General features: G+C 46.4%; 19 protein-coding genes. 4 read left to right on the forward strand and 15 right to left on the reverse strand.

All coding sequences use genetic code 11. The features are described 5' to 3' along the window. Window positions 1-223 precede the first annotated feature (223 nt). The 4 genes from crp (at window position 224) to M0413_RS15370 (ending at window position 3,269) form a co-directional block, all read left to right on the forward strand. A complete protein-coding gene (gene crp, locus M0413_RS15355; protein ID WP_011070954.1) occupies window positions 224-859 on the forward strand; it encodes a cAMP-activated global transcriptional regulator CRP in 636 nt (211 codons plus the stop codon). A gap of 82 nt (window positions 860-941) precedes the next feature. After that, on the forward strand, window positions 942-1,289 hold the full coding sequence (locus M0413_RS15360; protein WP_037414150.1) for a PepSY domain-containing protein: 348 nt from the start codon (window positions 942-944) through the stop codon (window positions 1,287-1,289). Continuing rightward, window positions 1,270-1,944 carry a response regulator transcription factor gene (locus tag M0413_RS15365; RefSeq protein ID WP_037414152.1) on the forward strand — a complete coding sequence of 225 codons (675 nt, stop codon included), beginning with the start codon at window positions 1,270-1,272 and terminating at the stop codon, window positions 1,942-1,944. The genes M0413_RS15360 and M0413_RS15365 overlap by 20 nt, the downstream gene beginning before the upstream one ends. Further along, window positions 1,941-3,269, forward strand: a complete 1,329-nt coding sequence (locus M0413_RS15370) for an ATP-binding protein (RefSeq protein WP_037427010.1) — start codon at window positions 1,941-1,943, stop codon at window positions 3,267-3,269. Before M0413_RS15365 ends, M0413_RS15370 begins: the two co-directional genes overlap by 4 nt. Window positions 3,270-3,413: 144 nt before the next feature. Here M0413_RS15370 and M0413_RS15375 read toward each other — a convergent pair whose 3' ends face one another. From M0413_RS15375 to hflK, 15 genes are all read right to left on the reverse strand, one after another. Continuing rightward, complete coding sequence (locus M0413_RS15375) at window positions 3,414-4,217, reverse strand: DUF1338 domain-containing protein (RefSeq protein WP_047539775.1); 804 nt, start codon at window positions 4,215-4,217, stop codon at window positions 3,414-3,416. Window positions 4,218-4,381: 164 nt separating this feature from the next. After that, window positions 4,382-5,845: a succinylglutamate-semialdehyde dehydrogenase gene (gene astD / locus M0413_RS15380; RefSeq protein WP_249554839.1), complete on the reverse strand. Its 1,464-nt coding sequence runs from the start codon at window positions 5,843-5,845 to the stop codon at window positions 4,382-4,384. Between the two features lie 9 nt (window positions 5,846-5,854). Further along, a complete protein-coding gene (gene astA / locus M0413_RS15385) occupies window positions 5,855-6,874 on the reverse strand; it encodes an arginine N-succinyltransferase (protein ID WP_069453617.1) in 1,020 nt (339 codons plus the stop codon). A 125-nt stretch (window positions 6,875-6,999) separates the two neighbouring features. Further along, a complete protein-coding gene (locus tag M0413_RS15390; protein WP_249554841.1) occupies window positions 7,000-8,217 on the reverse strand; it encodes an aspartate aminotransferase family protein in 1,218 nt (405 codons plus the stop codon). Window positions 8,218-8,525: 308 nt separating this feature from the next. Further along, on the reverse strand, window positions 8,526-9,437 hold the full coding sequence (locus M0413_RS15395; protein WP_172588213.1) for an alpha/beta hydrolase: 912 nt from the start codon (window positions 9,435-9,437) through the stop codon (window positions 8,526-8,528). Between the two features lie 55 nt (window positions 9,438-9,492). Further along, window positions 9,493-10,638 (reverse strand): HDOD domain-containing protein, encoded by a 1,146-nt coding sequence (locus tag M0413_RS15400; RefSeq protein ID WP_055648508.1) that lies wholly within the window; start codon window positions 10,636-10,638, stop codon window positions 9,493-9,495. A gap of 199 nt (window positions 10,639-10,837) precedes the next feature. Further along, window positions 10,838-13,318, reverse strand: coding sequence for a S9 family peptidase (locus tag M0413_RS15405; RefSeq protein ID WP_249554843.1), 2,481 nt, complete (start codon window positions 13,316-13,318; stop codon window positions 10,838-10,840). A gap of 175 nt (window positions 13,319-13,493) precedes the next feature. Then, complete coding sequence (locus tag M0413_RS15410) at window positions 13,494-14,069, reverse strand: anthranilate synthase component II (protein WP_249554845.1); 576 nt, start codon at window positions 14,067-14,069, stop codon at window positions 13,494-13,496. Between the two features lie 154 nt (window positions 14,070-14,223). Next, window positions 14,224-14,661 (reverse strand): ClpXP protease specificity-enhancing factor, encoded by a 438-nt coding sequence (locus M0413_RS15415; RefSeq protein ID WP_037414173.1) that lies wholly within the window; start codon window positions 14,659-14,661, stop codon window positions 14,224-14,226. Continuing rightward, window positions 14,661-15,290 (reverse strand): stringent starvation protein SspA, encoded by a 630-nt coding sequence (sspA, locus tag M0413_RS15420; protein ID WP_037414175.1) that lies wholly within the window; start codon window positions 15,288-15,290, stop codon window positions 14,661-14,663. Before sspA ends, M0413_RS15415 begins: the two co-directional genes overlap by 1 nt. Before the next feature lie 96 nt (window positions 15,291-15,386). Beyond that, a complete protein-coding gene (locus tag M0413_RS15425) occupies window positions 15,387-16,085 on the reverse strand; it encodes a cytochrome c1 (protein WP_037414177.1) in 699 nt (232 codons plus the stop codon). Further along, window positions 16,085-17,299 carry a cytochrome b gene (locus tag M0413_RS15430; protein ID WP_011715793.1) on the reverse strand — a complete coding sequence of 405 codons (1,215 nt, stop codon included), beginning with the start codon at window positions 17,297-17,299 and terminating at the stop codon, window positions 16,085-16,087. Before M0413_RS15430 ends, M0413_RS15425 begins: the two co-directional genes overlap by 1 nt. Then, on the reverse strand, window positions 17,299-17,889 hold the full coding sequence (petA, locus tag M0413_RS15435) for a ubiquinol-cytochrome c reductase iron-sulfur subunit (RefSeq protein WP_037414180.1): 591 nt from the start codon (window positions 17,887-17,889) through the stop codon (window positions 17,299-17,301). The genes M0413_RS15430 and petA overlap by 1 nt, the downstream gene beginning before the upstream one ends. Before the next feature lie 370 nt (window positions 17,890-18,259). Next, window positions 18,260-19,153 carry a protease modulator HflC gene (gene hflC, locus M0413_RS15440; protein ID WP_037414182.1) on the reverse strand — a complete coding sequence of 298 codons (894 nt, stop codon included), beginning with the start codon at window positions 19,151-19,153 and terminating at the stop codon, window positions 18,260-18,262. 3 nt (window positions 19,154-19,156) lie between these two features. Continuing rightward, the gene (hflK, locus tag M0413_RS15445; RefSeq protein ID WP_037414184.1) at window positions 19,157-20,302 is read right to left on the reverse strand and encodes an FtsH protease activity modulator HflK; all 1,146 of its coding nucleotides are present in this window, start codon (window positions 20,300-20,302) and stop codon (window positions 19,157-19,159) included. Window positions 20,303-20,332: the final 30 nt, after the last annotated feature.

Consider the following 20,332-nt stretch of genomic DNA (forward strand, 5'->3'; position numbering starts at 1 on the left):
TGTGATTAACTCTACAGAGTTAAGTGAATCCAGTGAGTTTGACACCGATTTAGTTGACTAATATCACTAAAGTAGCAAAATAAGCTCTAATTTTAGTTGGTTAATTGCATTTATTCACTCATTCTAAACTAAGATGTCCATCAAGTTTTTATGGGTGTAATTGACGTAAAATGCTTATTTAGAATATTCTTACTTTCGTTTTAATCAATCGAGGAACATCGACATGGCTCTGATTGGTAAGCCAAAACCGGACCCAACTTTGGAATGGTTTTTATCACACTGTCACATTCATAAGTATCCCGCTAAAAGCACCTTGATCCATGCTGGTGAAGACTCAGATACCCTTTATTACATCGTAAAAGGTTCTGTTGCGGTATTGATTAAAGATGAAGAAGGTAAGGAAATGATCCTATCTTATCTTAATCAAGGCGACTTTATCGGTGAGTTAGGATTGTTCGAAGAACAAGCTGAACGTACTGCCTGGGTTCGTGCAAAACAAGCATGTGAAATTGCTGAAATCTCTTACAAGAAGTTCAAGCAATTAATCCAAGTTAACCCCGAAATTCTGATGAAGCTTTCGGCTCAAATGGCATACCGCCTACAGAGCACTAGCCAGAAAGTCGGTAATTTAGCATTCCTCGATGTGGCAGGCCGTATTGCCCAAACATTGTTGCATTTAGCAAAACAACCTGATGCCATGACTCACCCAGACGGCATGCAAATTAAGATCACTCGCCAAGAAATTGGTCAGATCGTTGGTTGTTCCCGCGAAACTGTGGGTCGTATCTTAAAGATGCTTGAAGAACAAAATCTCATTCAAGCACACGGTAAAACCATTGTGGTATATGGCACCCGTTAAGTTAGACTTCAGCTTGATTTAAGCCTGTTTCATTAAAGTGGCCTAGCATAAAATCTAGGCCATTTTTTATTGGGGAGCATAAATGAAACGGCTGTTATTTATCTGTTTTTTCAGTCTGTTTACGCTGGTGCATCCAACAATAATTAACGCCGAACCGATTGAATTAGAACATTATCAAGCCAAGGCTTTAGTCAACTCTGGGCAAATTCTATCACTCAATGGCACCCTTGCCGTGGTCAATCAATTCTGCCAAGGTGAACTAATTGACGCACATCTCTATCAAGAAGATCATAAATGGCGCTATGATTTGCAAATCAAAGTTCAACGCGGCCAAATTGTGAATCTGAGTATTGATGCCACCAATGGTCAACTTGAACACTCCACCGCACTACCGAGCGAATGTCGAAAACATGAAACTGCTACTCGTTGAAGATAATCCGATGTTGGTCTCCGAACTGGAGAAACAACTCAAACAGGCTGGCTACGTTACCGATATTACTGACAAAGCGGTTGAAGCCGATTACCTCGTTAAAGAAACCCAATACGATTGCGTGATCTTAGATATTGGTCTCCCCGATGGCAATGGGCTGGAATTACTCGAAGGCTGGCGTAATCAAGGCATTAGCACTCCTGTTATTATGTTAACCGCCCGCAGCCAATGGCATGAAAAGGTCGAAGGTTTCAATGCCGGTGCCGATGATTATTTAGGAAAACCCTTCCACGCACAGGAGTTATTAGCGCGTATCCAAGCGCTTATTCATCGCGCCCATGGCCGTTTAAATAATTCCAGCAAGCAACTTAGCTATGGCGGCGTCACCTTAGATGAAGCCGAACAAACCGTCAGCGTTGGCGAGCATTTATATGAATTGACAGCCATGGAATTCAGGCTGTTAAAAATCTTCCTCATGTCGCCTAAGAAGCTGTTATCTAAGGCTCAACTGACGGACAAGCTCTATCAGTTTGACGATGAGAAAGAGAGTAATGTGGTTGAAGTTTACGTGACTCATCTGCGCAAAAAACTCGGTAAAACTGCGATAGAAACCCGCCGCGGTCAAGGTTATATCTTCCACGGCGTGACTGCATGATCTCGATTCGCACTAAGCTCAGTTTATGGTTAACGGGCTTATTGGTATTAGGCACAGTGGTTGGACTCGTATTATTTGAGTCCATGCTGCGCCAAGCGTTTCACGACTCGATTATCAATCGCTTAGAAGAAGATTTAGAACACATTATGCTGGCAACCCATTTCAATAATGGGGAAATCCACATCGATCAGAGCCAACTGTCGAGCTTCTACCGCCCCGCCTATTCGGGGCGTTATTTCCAGCTAAACCTGCCCAATGAAGTGATCCGCTCCCGCTCCCTGTGGGATATGCAGCTCGATATCGAACCTTTAGCGCCAAACCAGACCCGTGTCTGGCAGGCAAAAGGGCCTAAAAATAATGATATGCAGTTGTTATCTCTTGGATTAAATTCCAGCAGTGCCAATGTGACTGCTACGCTCACTGTCGCACAAGATTTGAGTATTGGTCGGCGGGTATTTAGTGAAGTCTACGGCACTAAGCTTGGGGTTAACCTCGCCATGTTAGTGGCCATGATCGCGGGTATCTTCCTGATCCTGCGCCAATCCTTTAAACCCGTTAAACAGATCCAACATGCACTGTCACGGCTACAAGAAGGCGAGATTAACGCCTTAGAGCTGAATAACATTCCGCCCGAAGTGCAACCGCTGGCGAAGACCTACAACGAGTTATTGGAATACACCGCCAAGCAAATAGAACGTAGCCGCAATAACTTAGGCAACTTAAGCCATGGGCTCAAAACCCCACTGGCAGTGATGCAGCAACAGGTAGAAGCCTTGGGGCTAAAAGATCCCGATACCGCCATGGCGCTGCAACAGCAACTCGACGCTATCCATAAAATGGTCGAGCGTAAGCTTGCGGCGGCGCGGATCACCGGTGATATGTTACCTGCTGCCCAGTTAGTGGTGCCGAGGGATCTCCACAGCCTCGCCAATACCCTCAACAAAGTGCACAGAAGCAAAAACATCAACTGCGACTTTGAGCTCGATCCTAGTATCCAACGCCTGCCTATTCATAGGGAAGATGGTATGGAGCTTCTAGGTAATCTGCTCGATAACGCCTTTAAATGGGCGGGTAGCCAAGTCACGGTAAAACTGTGGAAGGCGCAAAACAAACTCTGCCTTAGCATCGATGATGATGGCCCAGGTGTTGCTGACGACGAACTCGATAAACTCACCCAAAGGGGCACGCGCCTTGATGAATCCGTCATGGGCCATGGCCTAGGTTTATCGATAGTGAAGGAAATTGCCGAACAATATGGCATTGAACTTAAGTTTAAACACAGCAGTCACTTATCTGGCCTCAGTATTGAACTAGTCTTTGGCTAACGAGTGCTTAGCTAAGAGTGCTTAGCGAACATGTGTTGAGCTAACTATTGTTGTTCTAGCTACTTGCTCTAAGTGCCACCCATAAAAAACGCCATCAATTGATGGCGTTTTTGTTTGAGATTAAGTCAGCAACAACCTAATTTATTAGGCTTTTTTCGCGTTGGTGCTCTCAAAAATCTTATCGGCTGATGCGGCCACAAAGCCGGTATACAGCTCACCATTCGCCTTTGGATAACGCAGGGCGAATTCATAGAAGCAGCTTGGGATCTCAACCGTTGTATCGCTAAATACCACAGCGATTTTATCGGCCATAGTCGATGATTGCTCCAGTAACACCTCTGGTGAACCTTTGATTTCGCCACCTGAGCTATTGAGCACAAAACCCGCTTGCTTGAGTGCATCATTTACCGACTCTAAGGTATCAAAACCCTCTAGGTGGTTGATAGAAACCGTAAAATGATTGGCGCGGTAACCAAAAGCTGCAACCCAAGCCGCATATTCACTCTCTTCGAGCAGCGTCTCGTAGGTTTTAGCATCCAGCGTCCAATGACGACCCGAATAGATAAAGTTATCCGCTTTCGTCGCTTGCTCATCCACTTGGGCAATCAAACCTTGAATGGTGCTTTGCAGTGATGGGCTAAACTCTTCCACCAATAGCTCAGAAATAAACACCTTAGGTTGAGTCGCATCTGGGTGCTCAAAATGCTTTGCCACCAGTTTTTTCTGTTCAAACTTATAGTCACCGCAGGCCACATAACCTAAAGAAGTAAAGTGCTCTGCTAATACGGCTAAATTCACCTTAGCGATATTAAAAGTACGCAGGGCGATATGGTCGTTGATAATTGGCTTGCCGTGTCCAAGTAGCTCGTGCACCTTGGCCGCAGATGGGGTCATTTGAATATAGTCTTGCCAGAGAGCGGCAAATAACGCATTGATATCTGTGTGCATAAAAACTCCTTTTATTGTGCTGCGACTATAGTGCGTATTGTTTTGCCGCTCGCACTCAATGTAACGACCCTAGCCACTTGCTGCACAACAGCGCTCAGTAGCAGCCCAAGTAACGTTACTGCTTGTGATGAAAAAGGAAGAACCTAGGTTCTTCCTCAATGATGTCACTCTAAACTTAACCCTGGGCTTAAACTTGCGGGTAGGCTCACCGCATCGGCCTCAACGGAGGCAACGGGATAAGCACAGTAGTCTGCGGCATAAAATGCACTCGCCCTGTGGTTACCCGAAGCGCCTACGCCACCAAAGGGCGCAGCACCCGAGGCACCAGTGATCTGCTTGTTCCAGTTCACAATCCCCGCACGAATGCGAGCAAGGAAATACTCATAATCCTCACGGCTATCGGCCAAGATACCTGCGGATAAGCCATAACGGGTTTGGTTAGCCAGCTTAATCGCTTGGTCAAAATCACTGTAGCGCACTAATTGCAGCAATGGTCCAAAGTATTCCTCATCGGGTAACTCGCTCACCGCAGTGACATCGATAAGCCCTGGTGAGACTAAACCTGTTCCTGCTTGCAGGTGGGTGAGTTCAACCAGTGACACGCCGCCTAAGCTGAGCAAGTTAGCCTGCGCCGCCACCATACCTTTCGCTGCGCCTTCGGAAATCATTGAGCCCATAAATGGTTGTGGCTGCGCGTTCCAAGGACCGACTTTAATCTGCTTCACCGCTTCAACTAGCTTGGCGACTAAGGCATCGCCCTGCTCGCCTTGCTCAACATAGAGCCTGCGGGCACAGGTACAACGCTGGCCTGATGAAATATAGGCCGATTGCAGAATATCGTGCACAGCGGCTTTAATATCGGCCACGCCTTTAATAATCAGCGGGTTATTACCGCCCATTTCTAAGGCGAGGATCTTACCTGGATGACCCGCATATTGCTGGTGCAACAGGTGACCGGTGCGAGAACTGCCGGTAAAGAACAGCCCGTCAAGTTGTTGGTGCGACGCCAGCGCCTTGCCCGTATCCACTTCACCTTGGACTAAGTTGATTACACCCGCAGGCAGACCCGCCTTTTCCCACAGAGAGACCATTAACTCGGCCACTTTAGGCGTCAATTCAGAGGGCTTAAACACCACGGTATTGCCCGCAAGCAATGCTGGCACTATATGACCATTGGGTAAATGCCCTGGGAAGTTATAGGGCCCAAACACAGCAACCACACCGTGAGGCTTATGGCGTAGCACGGCGCGCCCTGCTGGCGTGTCATTGGCTTCAGTGCCGGTGCGCTTGTTATAAGCCGTTGCCGACAGGCCAATCTTACCAATCATGGCAGCAACTTCTGTCGCGGTTTCCCATTGAGGTTTACCCGTTTCCTGAGCGATCGTTTCGGCTAATTCGGCTTTGTTCGCTTCGAGTTGGCTACGATAAGCTTCAACTATCTTTAGACGCGCATCAAAACCTAACATAAACCAATCGAACTGAGCTTCACGGGCGGCATCGACGGCAGCGTTGACTTGATCGGCTGTCGCCGTTTGGCCGCGCCAAATAATTTCGCCATTTGCTGGGTTGCTAGAGGTCACATCATGACCCTTGCCAGCGTGCCACTGGCCTTTAATAAAATGTGTCATTTGCTATTCCTACATTGCCAAAATACGGATTTGATCGCCTTTTGCGAGTAACAAACCTTCGGCGAGTTCTGGGCTAATTACCACCTGCTCTGCTTTATCATCAACGCAGAGATAAGCTGCGGTCGCTCTGTAATTGGCTAATTGAGTGTTAGAGACAATAAATTGCTTATCGGATTCAGGCATATCACCAATTTCGACCGTCAGTAGACGGCTTTCACGCACAGCACGAATATCGGTTAAACGGCACTCGACCGTTGGGCCACCATCGAAAATATCCACATAACCGCGGCATCTAAAACCTTCGGCCTGCAGCAAGCTTAGAGCCGGACGCGTATTAGTGTGTACTTCGCCGATCACTTTTTGCGCTTCTTCTGGCAGCAGGCAAACATACACAGGGTTACGGGGCATCATCTCCGCCATAAAGGCTTTTTTACCTAAGCCAGACAGGTAGTCAGCTTGAATAAAATCAATGCCTAAAAAGTTTTTTTGCAACCAACCATAGAAGGGAGAATGACCATCTGCATCACTCACGCCACGCATTTCAGCAATCACAGTTTCGCCAAAGCGTTTGGCATGCTGCGCCAAAAACAGAAAACGGCTGCGGGATAACATGCGGCCATTATTCCCCTTACGATAAGGCTCCCGTAAAAACAGGGTACAAAGCTCAGCGGCGCCGGTGTAATCGTGACAAAGGGTTAAGGTTTCCACCTCGTTGCGAACTTCAATTTGCTCAGAATGGTACACCTCAGTTCCGAGGCGATAATGGTAGAAGGCATCCTCCATACCGACTGCGGCTTCAATCGCGCAGGTGCCGACCACTTCACGGGTCGCGGTATCCTCGAGCACCATTAAGTAGCCTTCATCAAAGGGCTTATCGACAACTTTGGCAAAAGAGGCTTCAGCACGGGCAATTTTATGCCGAAGCAAATCGGCATTGACTGGCAATGAGGTAAAGCCATGACCAGACTCTTCGGCAATTTGGTATAGAGATTCAAAGTCGCCAGCCCGAATAGGACGTATGATTAACATCTTAGTGTCTCCTCACTTAAGCTTGCAGTGCACCAATGCGCCTATCTTCAAAAGACAGGAATGATGTCTGCAAGAATTCCCTGACAAAAAAGGAGTGCGAATAAAATTCAGCACTCCTTTGGTCCTTAGGCAGCGGCGATGCTCGCCACGGCACGTTCAAAACGTGCCAGACCTTCTGCAATATCTGCCTCAGGGATCACCAGTGAAGGTGCAAAACGAACCACGTTGGCCCCCGCCATCAGGCTCATTAAGCCTTCAGCAACAGATGCCACTAAAAAGTCACGTGAACGACCTTGATATTGTTCATTAAGAACCGCCCCTAACAGTAAGCCTTTACCGCGAACTTCAGAGAAAACGTGATATTTTTCATTAATTTTGTTCAAGCCGTCGCGTAATAATTGCTCGCGATGTTTCACACCATTCAACACTTCTGGCGTGTTAACCACATCTAATACCGCGTTGCCGATAGCACAAGCTAATGGATTACCACCATAGGTTGAACCGTGAGTCCCCACTTTTAGGTGCTCAGCAATTTCCGCGGTAGTCAGCATAGCTGCAATAGGGAAACCACCGCCAAGTGCTTTAGCCGTGGTCAGAATATCCGGCACTATGTCGGTGCCCATGTAAGCATAAAGTTCGCCTGTACGACCAACACCGGTTTGTACTTCGTCGAAAATCACCAGTGCATTGTGTTTATTTGCCAGTTCACGCACCACTTTGAGGAACGCAGGATCAGCATTAATAATACCGCCCTCGCCTTGCAGTGGCTCTAGCATGATGGCGCAGGTTTTATCCGATACGGCCGCTTCTAATGCCGCAACATCGTTATAAGGTAAGTGGGTAATGCTTTGCGGTTTTGGACCAAAACCATCGGAATATGCCGCTTGACCACCAACGCTCACGGTGAAGAAAGTACGGCCGTGGAAGGCTTTATCGAAGGCGATGATTTCATCTTTCTCTACGCCGTATTTTTCTAAAGCATAACGACGGGCTAATTTCAGTGCCGCTTCGTTGGCTTCGGCGCCAGAGTTGGCAAAATAGACACGCTCAGCAAATGTGCTATTGACTAACTTAGTGGCCAGCTCGAGTGCAGGCTCGTTGGTCATGACGTTAGACAGATGCCATAATTTTTCGCCTTGGTTTTTTAAGGCATTCACTAAGGCAGGATGACAGTGACCTAAGCAATTTACCGCGATACCGCCAGCAAAATCGATAAATTCGTTACCCTCTTGATCCCATACACGGCTGCCTTCGCCACGTACTGGGATCACGGCAGCAGGCGCATAGTTAGGCACCATAACCGCATCAAACTGGGCACGATTCAACTTCATATCAACGCTCATTCTTCTTCATCCTTTGTTTAAATGTAACGGCATCGGGAGCCGTCTGAGTCCCCAACGTATCTTTATCTTGAGTTAGTGATACAGGGTATGCTTGTGTCTATTAATAGCCATTATTAGCGAAATTGTGATCAAAATACCAGTTTTTCACAAACAACATTCACCATGCTTAAGGCCAAAGTGCATAAAGATTGCAGTTTAAGAACTATACAAGCGTTTACGCCAGAGGCATTTAGCATATTTAGTCAGAAAAAAAGTTATTTACCTCTATTTTTGCTAGCTATTCACCGAATATGAATAACTACACAATTTTAACGAATCAGCTGTGAAAGCACAAAATCCGCAATTTGTTCCCTCGCCTCAAGCGCTTCGGGCAACAGATGGAACAGGGGAAAAACATGGGGCATGTTGTGATAAAAACGCGATTCTACCGCGCCACCACTGGCCTTAACTTGCATAACCAGTCGTTCTGAGTCCTGTAAAAGCAACTCACGCGTACCGGCAATCACTAAGAGTGGTGGCAAGTCTGCCAAGTTCCCCTGTAAAGGTGAAACCCGTTCTGACATAGGATTCGCCCCAGCAAGATACGCCCCGCGCAGCCGCAATAGCGACTCAATGGTAAAGAACGGGTCATCCGCGCCTAAAATCAGCTCGGTATCGCCGGTAATCGCTAAATCCAGTGCGGGTGACAACAACACACAGGCTTTAGGCATGGGCAGATGGCGCTTTTTAAGTTCGAGCAACAGACTTAAGGCTAAATTACCGCCGGCAGAATCGCCCATCAGCACTAGGTTATCGCTCCCTTTCAACTCAATTAAGTGCAGGTATGCCTCGAGTACATCGTCACAGGGCGCGGGATAGGGATGCTCCGGCGCTAAACGATAATCAGGGATAAACGTATCGAGGCGACAACGTTCGCTGATATCGGCCACCAGTCTTGCGTGGGCATGGGGAGTTTTAAAACAGAATCCGCCGCCACGAATGTAAAATAGATTGCCCAAACGCGGCGTGTCATTGAGCAGCACGTAATGCAGTAGTGTGGAATGTTGTAAGGGAATTGAGGCCGTAACGAGCTTTTCAGGCCATGGCAACCAGCGCTTATCCAGCTCTAATAAACGTTGCCGTACTTGGCTTAGGGGAAGTTTGGCTTTACCTCGGCTGATCGATGGCCGTGCCACATAGGATAAAATAGTATTTAATACAGAAGCTTGCCAGCTTGGCATTTTCCGTCCTCCACATCAGTGCCGCAATTGGACACCGATGGGAGCGGCGTGCAGATTACAGCAGATCCAACTTCCGATAATTTTGTGCTTTTAGGCGCAGCACTTCCTGCTCGCTGAGCTCGTAATAATCGAACATTAAGCGTTTTTCCTGCGGCTCGATTTGGCGCATCTCTTCAAGCAACAGCACCTTAGCATAACAATTCGCCCGTGCCACTAATGCGGCCGGCATCGAGAGTTCACGGTAAGTTAAGGTTTGGTCCAACTCTTTAAGCAATTGAGTTAATGGACTCTGTTCAAACTTAAGTAACTCTAATAGTTGCCAATTAAGCTTATGTCCATGGGCTAACACTTGCTCAAAAACCACTTTAGCAGGGAATTCGGTGGCAATTACAGCATCGTACACTTCTTTATCTCGACTCGAGCTTGCCTCACGGATCCAATTGCCCCACGTTTTATCAAATAAACGCGCACTAAGACTCAGCACGACTGAAGTGCCCAACTGATTCATTAATGCACCACTATAGACGAGTGCTGAGTCAGTATTATGAAGCTGCGCTAACGCATTCGCTGCTATTCCGCTGACAATGCTATAGCGCCACAACTTGCGGGTGGTCCAGAGTAACTTAGCGTTGCCACTGGGCAGCCAATTACGCAGGCAAAAATAAGGAATAATAGTGCGCAGGTTTTCGATGCCAATGTAATTCATCACTAATTTGATATCGGTGACGCGTACATCGGAACTCTGCGGGCGACGCGCCCGAAATGCAGGACTATTAACCATATTGGTTAAATCGCGGCATAACCAGCTTAAATTGCTAATTAAAGGTCTTAATCTTGTGGCATCAAGATTTTTAGCCAGCAGTAATTCAAGTAGCAGGACTTGCGATTCGTTAATATCCGACTTGGCTAGCACTAACTCAGGGGAAGCTAATTGATGCTCAATAGCATTATTCACTGTGTCAATAAGTTGCTTTGAAATGGCCTCAAATACTTCTCGAGCTTGAATTTGTTTAAGTAGCCGTGACAGTATCGCCTCTCGCTCTACATCGAGTTTATTAGCATCAGCCTCAAGCTCTTGGTCTAAATCATCCAATAGAGTAGGACTGGCTTTTTGTTTACCGAGAATAAGTTGCTGATAGAGCCTATGTTCTATCTCTAAAATTTTGCCAGGTCTGACGCCGCCCGCTACCGATATCGCCACAGTTTACCTTTCCTATCTCGCCCGTGCTAAGTGGCGCGCATACGCTAAAATCGTTAAAAACATTGCAATTTCAGCATATAGGTTACCTCTTGGCAATAAGCAAACAAGTGACTATTTTACAACCCTGATTAGATTCACTCGCGCCGAAATCCACGCAACAAAAAGGCCTCATATTGAGGCCTTAATACTTTCGCGAGATTTACTTAAGCTCTTGTTCAAAGAGTTTGTAAATACGGCGATATTCGTCTAACCAGCTCGATGGCTGACGGAAGCCGTGGGGCTCAACCGGATAAATCGCCGTTTCGAACATCGGTTTTTCCAGCTCGATAAGATGCTGCACCATGCGCACGCTATCTTGGAAAAACACGTTATCATCCATCACGCCACTCATGATCAGTAATGGCTTAGTCAAGCCTTGGGCATGTTCAATAGGCGAGCTACGCTCATAGGCGATAGGGTCAACATCCGGCGTGTTTAAAATATTGGAGGTGTATGGCGCGTTGTAATGTGCCCAATCCGCCACAGGGCGCAGTGCTGCGCCTGCTTGGAATAATTCCGGCTCAGTAAATAAGGACATAAAGGTTAAGAAACCGCCGTAGGATCCGCCATAAGTACCAACCCGCTTAATATCCACGTTGGCATTTTGGCCCATCCAAGTCACGCCATCTTTTAAATCTTCGACTTCAGGATGCCCCATATTGCGATAAATTGCCGTGCGCCAATCGCGACCATAGCCTTTAGAACCACGGTAATCCATGTCCATCACTACATAGCCTTGTTGGGTCAGTAGGTTGTGGAACATAAACTCACGGAAGTAACCACTAAAGCCATAATCGGCATTTTGTAAGTAACCTGCGCCATGGTTAAAGATAACGGCAGGATATTTCTCGGCGCGAGATTTGTCATAACCCTGCGGCAAATAAACCCGCGCATACACTTGACCAGCGCCATGGTTTGAAGGAACGGCAACCACTTCGGGTGCTTGCCATGGATATTGCTTAAAGGCATCGCTGGTGTATGACGTGAGCTGTTTTAACTCACCGCCAATCGGTTGAATATAAAGCTCATTCGGCTCTGTACGGCGAGACGCATTCAGCAGCAACTTAGTGCCATCGGGGCTTAAGCTGTAATCTAAGTTTCCGTCCCATTGGGTTAATTGTTCGTTTTTACCCGAGGCGATATTCACACGGTGAACGTTGTAAATACCAGGGTGGCTTTGGTTAGCCTTGTAGTAGATGTAGTTTGCATCGGGCGATAGGGTAATATCACTCACCACAAACTTACCTTGGGTCAAAGCGCGGGGCTTTTCACCGTTCGCCTTGATATAAAGCTGGGAATAACCTGTTTCTTCAGAGAGATAGTACAGACTGTCCGTACCGGGTAACCAGCCAAATTGGTTATAGTCGTAGTTCACCCAAGCATCATCATGCAGACGATGCTCGGTGATAAACTTGCCCTTTGCCAGATCGACACTGGCAATCCAACGATCTTTGTTATCGGTCGCTTCGACCATTACAGCCAGTTTGTCCTCAGACTCATGCCATTGAATCGCGCTTTGAGTCCAGCCCCAATCCTGCATCAGCTGGATTTTACGTGGAGCCTTAGTACTTTGATATGACTCACCTTTTGCTTTAGCGTTTTCACTCTTAACCTTAGCTAAAACGTCTTCATCGAAGCTGGTTAAGCCTTCGATAGTTACATCGATCTGTTTATGCTCATTGAGGTCTAACACCACAAAGCGCTGTCCTGGTGGATTATCTTCCGCGACACGGGCACGCACGGGCACAGGGTCGATATAGCCTTCGCTACCGAGGTAGTTTGGCATGATGTCGTGTTCACTGCTGCCGGTGTAATTTTTATCGGTTAGGGCTACAAACAGATAGCGACCGTCTGGCGACAGACTTAGCTCAGACACCACCTCGGCATCACCTAGATACCAAGTGTTAGCGGCGAGGGTCGGATCGCTCTTTTGCAGCTCGTTCTTAAACTGTTCTTTGGCTTTGGCATTTTCCTGCTGCAACGCCACATATTGAATGAGTCTGTGCTGCTGCTTGGCTAAGTAGCTGCTGGGTTCTTTCACACCTTCGGGCGCTTTCGCCATTTTGATTTCAGCCAACTGCTCCACTAATCCACTGTCTTGATGGATTTGGAAAACATTATCCCCTTGCCAATAGGCGATATCGCCATTGTTAAGGTAACACAGGCCACTGATGGCAGTGCGCTGGCGGGTAAGCTGGGTGATTTTGCCAGAGCTTAAATGCTTAACAAAAATATTGCCTTGGTAGAGATACGCCTTGTTAGCTTTAGTGCTATCGAACACACCAAACTGCTGATCAGCCGCATGTAGCTTATCGATAGCCAGTTCAACGGCGCGGCTGTCATTAATGCCCTGCTGATAATAATTTCGTAGCGGTGATGCGCTGGCTTGACGGGCAAAAAAAACGCTCTGACTGTCATCGCTCCAGTAGGCTTCCTTAGCGAAAATCCCCATCCAATCGGGGTTCGCCATAATTTGATTCAGCGTAAGCGGTTGTGAAACTTGGGGAGGCTGAGCTAAAGGGACTTGATAAGCCTGTGGTGTGGTCGCGGGAGTTGCCGTTTCGGTTGAGGTGGCGGCGCAACTCGTCAATACCGCAACGGCTAACGCACTTAAACCCAAATTTCGCATTACGCTGTTCATTTGTCCTTCCTTTTATTGTTATCGCAGCCCTAGTTGCACTTTGGAGCTAACTCCATGATTACGTGAGCAGGCATCGTTTTGCGGCAGTTATATCACACTTGAGCGACATATTTGCTTAAATGAAGGAGAAATCTTGTAACAAAGAGTAGAGCAAAATCGATTTTTTGGATTCAACCTAAGCCGATTGAGATAAGAAATTTGCCAACAATTCATGCCCTTGTTCGGTCAGAATCGACTCGGGGTGAAATTGCACACCAAAGAGCGGCAACTCTTTATGACTCATGGCCATGATTTCGCGTCCATGGCTCGGGTCATCAAACCAAGCATCCAGCACAAAACCGTCAGGTATGGTATCAACCAGTAATGAATGGTAGCGAGTTACCGTTAATGGCTGATTTAACCCTTTAAACAGGCGCTCACCAGTATGGGTAATCTCGCTAATTTTACCGTGCATCACCCGCTGTGCTCGCACAACTTTGGCCCCAAACACCTGCGCCATGGCTTGATGTCCTAAGCACACGCCAAGGATCGGTAAACGAGTAGCAAAATGCTCAATTGCTGCCAAGGAAATCCCCGCTTCGTTAGGTGAGCAAGGGCCAGGTGAGATGACTAAATGATTCGGCGATAGCGCCTCGATTTCCGCTAAGCTGATTTCATCATTGCGTTTAACCACGATCTCTTGCCCTAACTGCTGAAAATACTGCACTAAGTTAAAGGTAAAAGAGTCGTAATTGTCGATCATTAGCAACATACAAAATCCATTGGCTCAAATGGGAAGTCGATGCACTCCACGGCTGAAATGCGGCGCAAATGCTACCACAGCACTAGCTTGGGATTAAGCATTAAAAAACAAAAAGCCAGTCAATTGACTGGCTTTCCATAGTATAGATCAGAGCACAAGTAACTTATTTGACTAAGGTTAAATGGCTACGACGCTTAGGCGGTTCATCCGTTGGTTCGGTAGGCTTGTCTTTTGTCTCAATGATAGACAAGGCCGATTCGGCTTCCTCTTCGACTAAGTACGCATCTTCAATATCGAAGACAGTCCCAGCGCCATTTTCACGAGCGTAAATGGCCACAATCGAAGCCATTGGCAATAATACCTGCTGAGGTACACCACCAAAACGCGCATTGAACTCCACAAATTCATTACCAATTTGCAAATTGCCCACTGCACCAGCCGCGATATTTAATACAATCTGGCCATCCTTCACATATTGCTGCGGAACTTGAGTGCCCTTGACAAAGGCATCAACCACAACGTGAGGTGTTAATTGGTTATCCATCAACCAATCGTAGTAAGCCCTGAGTAAATAAGGACGATTTGGAGTCAACGCTTTCATTACATACCCATGCGCATTTCGCGTTCAGCTTCAGTCAACGAAGCTTTAAAAGATTCACGCTCAAAAATACGTGTCATGTAAGCTTTGATGTCTTTTGCTACGCGGCTGTCTAACTCAATACCCAATACAGGCAAACGCCATAATAATGGGCCGAGGTAACAATCCGCTAAACCAAATTCTTCACTCATAAAGTAAGGCATTTCAGCAAATACTGGCGCGATTGACAGTAAACTTTCAGTCAGCTCTTTACGAGCAGCCTCTGCGCGGTCACCTTTACGAATACGTGCGACGAGTGAGTACCAATCAGTATCGATACGATGCATCATCAAGCGGCTTTGACCACGAGATACAGGGTAAACAGGCATCAAAGGTGGATGAGGGAAACGCTCATCCAAGTATTCCATAATGATGCGTGACTCATAGAGTACGAGCTCACGATCTAATAAAGTAGGTACTGAGTTATAAGGATTTACTTCGAGTAAATCCTCAGGCATTTCATTAGGGTCGACCTGTAAAACATCAACAGTAACCCCTTTCTCAGCTAACACGATACGGACTTGATGGCTATAAAGATCATCAGCACCTGAAAACAGTGTCATGACAGAGCGTTTGTTGGCAGCAACAGCCATTGATACCCTCCAGAGTCGAAATAAAACAAAAGTAAACGAGGGGCAAAGCCCCCCGTTTACACTATGCGGATATTATATTTTACCCGTTATTGGTGCCTAGTGTACATCTTTCCAATACTCTTTCTTCAAGAGGTAGGCCACAATAAAGAATATAAACAGGAATCCGAGCACCCACCAACCTAAAGCTTGACGCTCTAACTTAACAGGTTCAGCTGAATAAACTAAGAAACCAGTGATATCACGTACCGCTTGGTCATACTCTTCAGCATTTAACTTACCACCAGAAACCACAATTGTACCATCTTCTTGCTTAACAGGCGTGCCTTGCAGTTCTTCAAGAACATGTGGCATACCCACAGAAGGGAATACAGTGTTATTTACGCCAAATGGGCGGCTTGGATCTTTGTAGAAGCCTTTGAGGTATGAATACACCCAATCTTCGCCACGAACCCGTGCTACTAAGGTAAGATCTGGTGGTGTTGCGCCAAACCATTTAGCCGCATCTTTGTGTGGGATTGCGTTTTGCATCAGTTCACCAATTTTGGCATCGGTAAACATATACTTGTTACGCATATCATCGGCAGAAATACCGAGATCGTTCGCCACACGCTCATAGCGTTGATACTGAGTGCTATGACAACCAGAACAATAGTGTTGGAACATATCCAAACCACGCTCTAAAGAAGCCTTATCATGCAGATCAACATTGGCTTTTTCTAAATGTACATTGTGTCCACTCGCGGCCATTGCCAGCGTCGGGATCAATGTAACTAATGCAATCAGTAATTTTTTCATTAGTGTGTCAACCTCGCTGGAACAGGCTTAGTTTTCTCATTTTTGCTGTATAACCACAGTAATAAGAAGTAGCCGAAATACGTCACAGTGAAGATACGTGCAACAATAGTCAGCTCTGGTGTTGCAGGTACAGCGCCTAAATAACCTAAGACGATGAACGATACAGCGAACTGAGCGATGTTCAACTTGTGCAGCGTGCTGCGGTAGCGAATTGACTTCACTTTACAACGGTCTAACCAAGGCAATACGAACAGTACTGCAATCGACAGACCCATCATTACCACACCACCCAATTTATCGGGAACAGCACGTAAGATGGCGTAGAACGGAGTGAAGTACCATACAGGCGCAATATGCTCAGGTGTCTTCATTGGGTTAGCCGCTTCAAAGTTTGGCTTTTCAAGGAAGTAACCGCCGCCTTCTGGGATGAAGAACAGCACGTAACAGAACACAATCAGGAAGCCCGCAACGCCCATAATATCTTTAACTGTGTAGTATGGGTGGAATGGAATACCATCAACTGGCCAGCCATTCTCGTCTTTGTTCTTCTTGATTTCGATACCGTCTGGGTTGTTTGAACCCACTTCGTGCAGAGCGATTAAGTGTAAGAACACTAAAACCACTAACACTAATGGCAGTGCGATAACGTGCAGAGCAAAGAAACGGTTCAGTGTGGCGCCAGAGATCACGTAGTCACCACGGATCCATAGAGTTAAGTCATCACCGATAACAGGGATAGCACCGAACAGAGAAATAATTACCTGCGCACCCCAGTAAGACATTTGTCCCCATGGCAGTAAGTAACCCATAAAGGCTTCAGCCATCAGCACGAGGAAAATCAACATACCGAATAGCCACAGCAGTTCTCTAGGCTTTTGATATGAACCGTAAATCAGACCACGGAACATATGTAAGTAGATCACCACAAAGAACGCAGACGCACCCGTTGAGTGCATATAACGCAATAACCAGCCGTACTCTACGTCACGCATGATGTATTCAACAGAGGCGAAAGCACCTTCTGCTGTGGGTACATAGTTCATCGTTAACCAGATACCCGTCAGTAATTGGTTAACCAATACCAACATCGCTAGCGAACCAAAAAAGTACCAAAAGTTAAAGTTAGTTGGCGTAGCATACTGACCCACATGGCGATTATACGTCGCCGTCATTGGGATCCGAGCATCAATCCAATTAATTAAATTCTTAACCATTACGCCACTCCTTTATCTACACCGATGATAACAGTGCCATCATCAACATATTGATGTGGAGGGATAACTAGGTTCAATGGAGCTGGAACGCCTTGGAACACGCGGCCCGCCATATCGAACTTAGAACCATGACATGGGCAGAAGAAACCAGAAGTCACACCTTGAACTTGCTCAGCAAATGAATCTGGCAAATAAGTGGGTGAACATCCTAGGTGGGTACAAATACCGACAGCAATAAAATACTCTGGCTTGATTGAGCGCAGAGGATTTGTTGCATATTCAGGCTGCTGCATTTCAGCAGAAGCTGGATCTCTTAACTTATCGTCGTGTGTTGGCAGTTCATTGATCACAGCTTCAGTGCGACGAACAACCCATACAGGTTTTCCTCGCCATTCAACACGGATCAGCTGACCTGGCTCTACTTTACTGATATTTACTTCGACCGGTGCACCTGCAGCTTTCGCTTTGGCACTCGGATTCCATGACTTGATGAAAGGAACCGCTACAGCGACGGCACCAGCACCACCTACTACGGCGGTTGCGGCTGTCAGGAATCTGCGACGTCCGGTATCGACTGGCGCATTGCTCATCCACTTATCTCCCAGAGGGTGTTGGAATTTTTATATTTCAAAGACTTTTTGCCTCTTAGTTATCACCATGGGCAAAAATCGAAGTTTGAAGCGGGGCTCATTATAGCTAAAAATTAGAAGCAGATCATAGTGAAAACACGCAAGTAAGTTAGGGAGATTGCGAGTTTTTTAAAAAAAGGGCAAAAAAAGTACAGCTGTTAAGCAATTTTAATCATTTTGAACTGTTTTTTGAGCATATTGACTGTGTGATAGGCATAAACAATGCATTGCTAATGTAATTTTAGCGCTCACTTTGTCACTTACTGTTTTCATTTAGGATAAAAAAATGGGCCCCAGTGATTGGGGCCCATTCTGAACGATTTAGCATCGCTTATTTCTTAGTAGCACTACTCTTCATGTATTTGAAGAATTCGCTATCTGGCTCTAACACCATAACGTCTGAACTTCCGGAGAAGCTCGCACGATAAGCATCTAAACTACGCAAAAAGCTAAAAAATTCAGGATCTTTATTATAAGCATCCGAATAAATTTTTGCAGCTAATGCATCCCCTTCACCACGAATGGTTAAGGCTTTACGCTCTGCTTCCGCAATTTTAACAGTAACATTGGCATCAATCGTAGCGCGAATAATTTCAGATTGCTCTTTACCTTGAGCACGGTGCTCTTTAGCCACCGCTTGACGCTCAGCGCGCATACGTTGGTAAATACTGTTACTCACGTTTGCGGGTAGGTTGATCTGCTTAACACGCACGTCAACAACTTCAATACCTAAATCTTTAGCACTCTCAGCAGCATTCGCTAACGCGTTATTTTGTAACTCATCACGCTGCCCAGAAACGATCTCTTTGATCGTACGACGACCAAACTCAGTACGTAAATCGTTGTTGATCTTACGTTGCAGCAAGGTCTCAGCATTCGATTTAATCCCCCCATTAGTAGAGAGGTAGTATTTTTCGAAATCAAAAATACGCCACTTCACATAGGAGTCGACCATTAAGTCTTTTTTCTCAGAGGTGACGAAACGATCTGCAGCACCATCTAAGGTTTGGATACGCGCATCAAGCAACTTCACTTTATCGATCACAGGCACTTTAAAGTGTAAACCTGGGCCGAAAACACGTGTTACTTGTTTGCCATCAACTTTATCTTTAACGATTTCGCCAAAGCGCGCCACAATCGCACGTTCGCCTTCGTTAACCACCATCACAGATGACAAACCAATGCCTAATATAACGGCGATCAGAACAATACTTAATCTACCCATGAATTACTCCCTCCCCTGGCGAGCACGTTCCTCGCGAGATGGGCGTTCACTCAAAGGCTCACCAATGCGTGTCGTTGAAATAGATGAAGAATTGACATTCTGTTGAGGTTTAGGCTCAACGTCTGGCATAGTCGCAGGCTTCTCTTTCATTAACTTGTCTAGTGGCAGATACATTAAATTGCCGTTGTTTTTAGCATCGATAATGACTTTGTTAGTGTCAGTCATCACCTGTTGCATTGCATCGAGATACAAACGCTTACGGGTCACTTCAGGCGCAGCTTGGTATTCAGGTAACAGCAACTCGAAACGAGCCACTTTACCGCGCGCCTCTAAAATTTCACGTTCTTTATAAGCATTAGCTTGTTGCGCCATGCGCTCGACTTCACCACGTGCTTTCGGTTCAATCTCACGGGCATAGGCTTCAGCCTCACGAATAAAGCGTTGTTCGTCTTCTTGCGCTGAAATGGCATCGTCGAATGCATCTTTCACTTCTTCAGGCGGACGCGCTGGCAAGAAGTTAACGTCAACAATAGCCAAGCCCAACTTGTACGGCTCAAGAATGCGTTCTAATTCTTTCCAAGTATCGCGACGAATAGCATCACGGCCTGTGGTCAGAATATCGTCCATCTTGTTGTGACCAATGACATAGCGCAGCGCACTGTCAGTGGCTTCACGTAAACTGGCATTGGCGTCTACCGCACTAAAAAGATAGGCATACGCATCTGAAATACGATATTGCACGTCTAGCTCAACCTTCACGACGTTTTCATCAGAAGTTAGCATGCTGCCAGATGATGGCACAGAGCGAACTGATTGCACGTCAACAGGATAAATTTCATCGATAAACGTTGGTTTCCAGTGAAGACCCGGTCCCACCTCACCATTATGTTGACCAAAACGCAACGCTACGCCCCGCTCGGCTTCTTTAATGGTGTACAAACCCGAAAGTCCCCAAACAACAAAAGCGATGGCAAGAATGATGATTAAGCTAAAGGAACTAAAGTTTTGGCCAGAAGAGCCATTACCTTTGCCGCCAAAGCGTTTTGAAAGATTACGAAAAACCTCATCAAGGTCCGGTGGTCCTTTGTCGTTACCACCTTTATTTCCCCAAGGATCATTACCCTTGTTACCGGGCTCGTTCCAAGCCATTTAGCACTCCATAAGTGGATGAAATAAATT

This window comes from Shewanella sp. 8A, assembly GCF_023475945.1.
GTDB lineage: Bacteria > Pseudomonadota > Gammaproteobacteria > Enterobacterales > Shewanellaceae > Shewanella > Shewanella xiamenensis.

Coding starts and splice junctions, on each gene's coding strand:
- crp (WP_011070954.1), top strand. CDS start 224: ATGGCTCTGATTGGTAAGCCAAAACCGGACCCAACTTTGGAATGGTTT.
- M0413_RS15360 (WP_037414150.1), top strand. CDS start 942: ATGAAACGGCTGTTATTTATCTGTTTTTTCAGTCTGTTTACGCTGGTG.
- M0413_RS15365 (WP_037414152.1), top strand. CDS start 1,270: ATGAAACTGCTACTCGTTGAAGATAATCCGATGTTGGTCTCCGAACTG.
- M0413_RS15370 (WP_037427010.1), top strand. CDS start 1,941: ATGATCTCGATTCGCACTAAGCTCAGTTTATGGTTAACGGGCTTATTG.
- M0413_RS15375 (WP_047539775.1), bottom strand. CDS start 4,217: ATGCACACAGATATCAATGCGTTATTTGCCGCTCTCTGGCAAGACTAT.
- astD (WP_249554839.1), bottom strand. CDS start 5,845: ATGACACATTTTATTAAAGGCCAGTGGCACGCTGGCAAGGGTCATGAT.
- astA (WP_069453617.1), bottom strand. CDS start 6,874: ATGTTAATCATACGTCCTATTCGGGCTGGCGACTTTGAATCTCTATAC.
- M0413_RS15390 (WP_249554841.1), bottom strand. CDS start 8,217: ATGAGCGTTGATATGAAGTTGAATCGTGCCCAGTTTGATGCGGTTATG.
- M0413_RS15395 (WP_172588213.1), bottom strand. CDS start 9,437: ATGCCAAGCTGGCAAGCTTCTGTATTAAATACTATTTTATCCTATGTG.
- M0413_RS15405 (WP_249554843.1), bottom strand. CDS start 13,318: ATGAACAGCGTAATGCGAAATTTGGGTTTAAGTGCGTTAGCCGTTGCG.
- M0413_RS15410 (WP_249554845.1), bottom strand. CDS start 14,069: ATGTTGCTAATGATCGACAATTACGACTCTTTTACCTTTAACTTAGTG.
- M0413_RS15415 (WP_037414173.1), bottom strand. CDS start 14,661: ATGAAAGCGTTGACTCCAAATCGTCCTTATTTACTCAGGGCTTACTAC.
- sspA (WP_037414175.1), bottom strand. CDS start 15,290: ATGGCTGTTGCTGCCAACAAACGCTCTGTCATGACACTGTTTTCAGGT.
- M0413_RS15425 (WP_037414177.1), bottom strand. CDS start 16,085: ATGAAAAAATTACTGATTGCATTAGTTACATTGATCCCGACGCTGGCA.
- M0413_RS15430 (WP_011715793.1), bottom strand. CDS start 17,299: ATGGTTAAGAATTTAATTAATTGGATTGATGCTCGGATCCCAATGACG.
- petA (WP_037414180.1), bottom strand. CDS start 17,889: ATGAGCAATGCGCCAGTCGATACCGGACGTCGCAGATTCCTGACAGCC.
- hflC (WP_037414182.1), bottom strand. CDS start 19,153: ATGGGTAGATTAAGTATTGTTCTGATCGCCGTTATATTAGGCATTGGT.
- hflK (WP_037414184.1), bottom strand. CDS start 20,302: ATGGCTTGGAACGAGCCCGGTAACAAGGGTAATGATCCTTGGGGAAAT.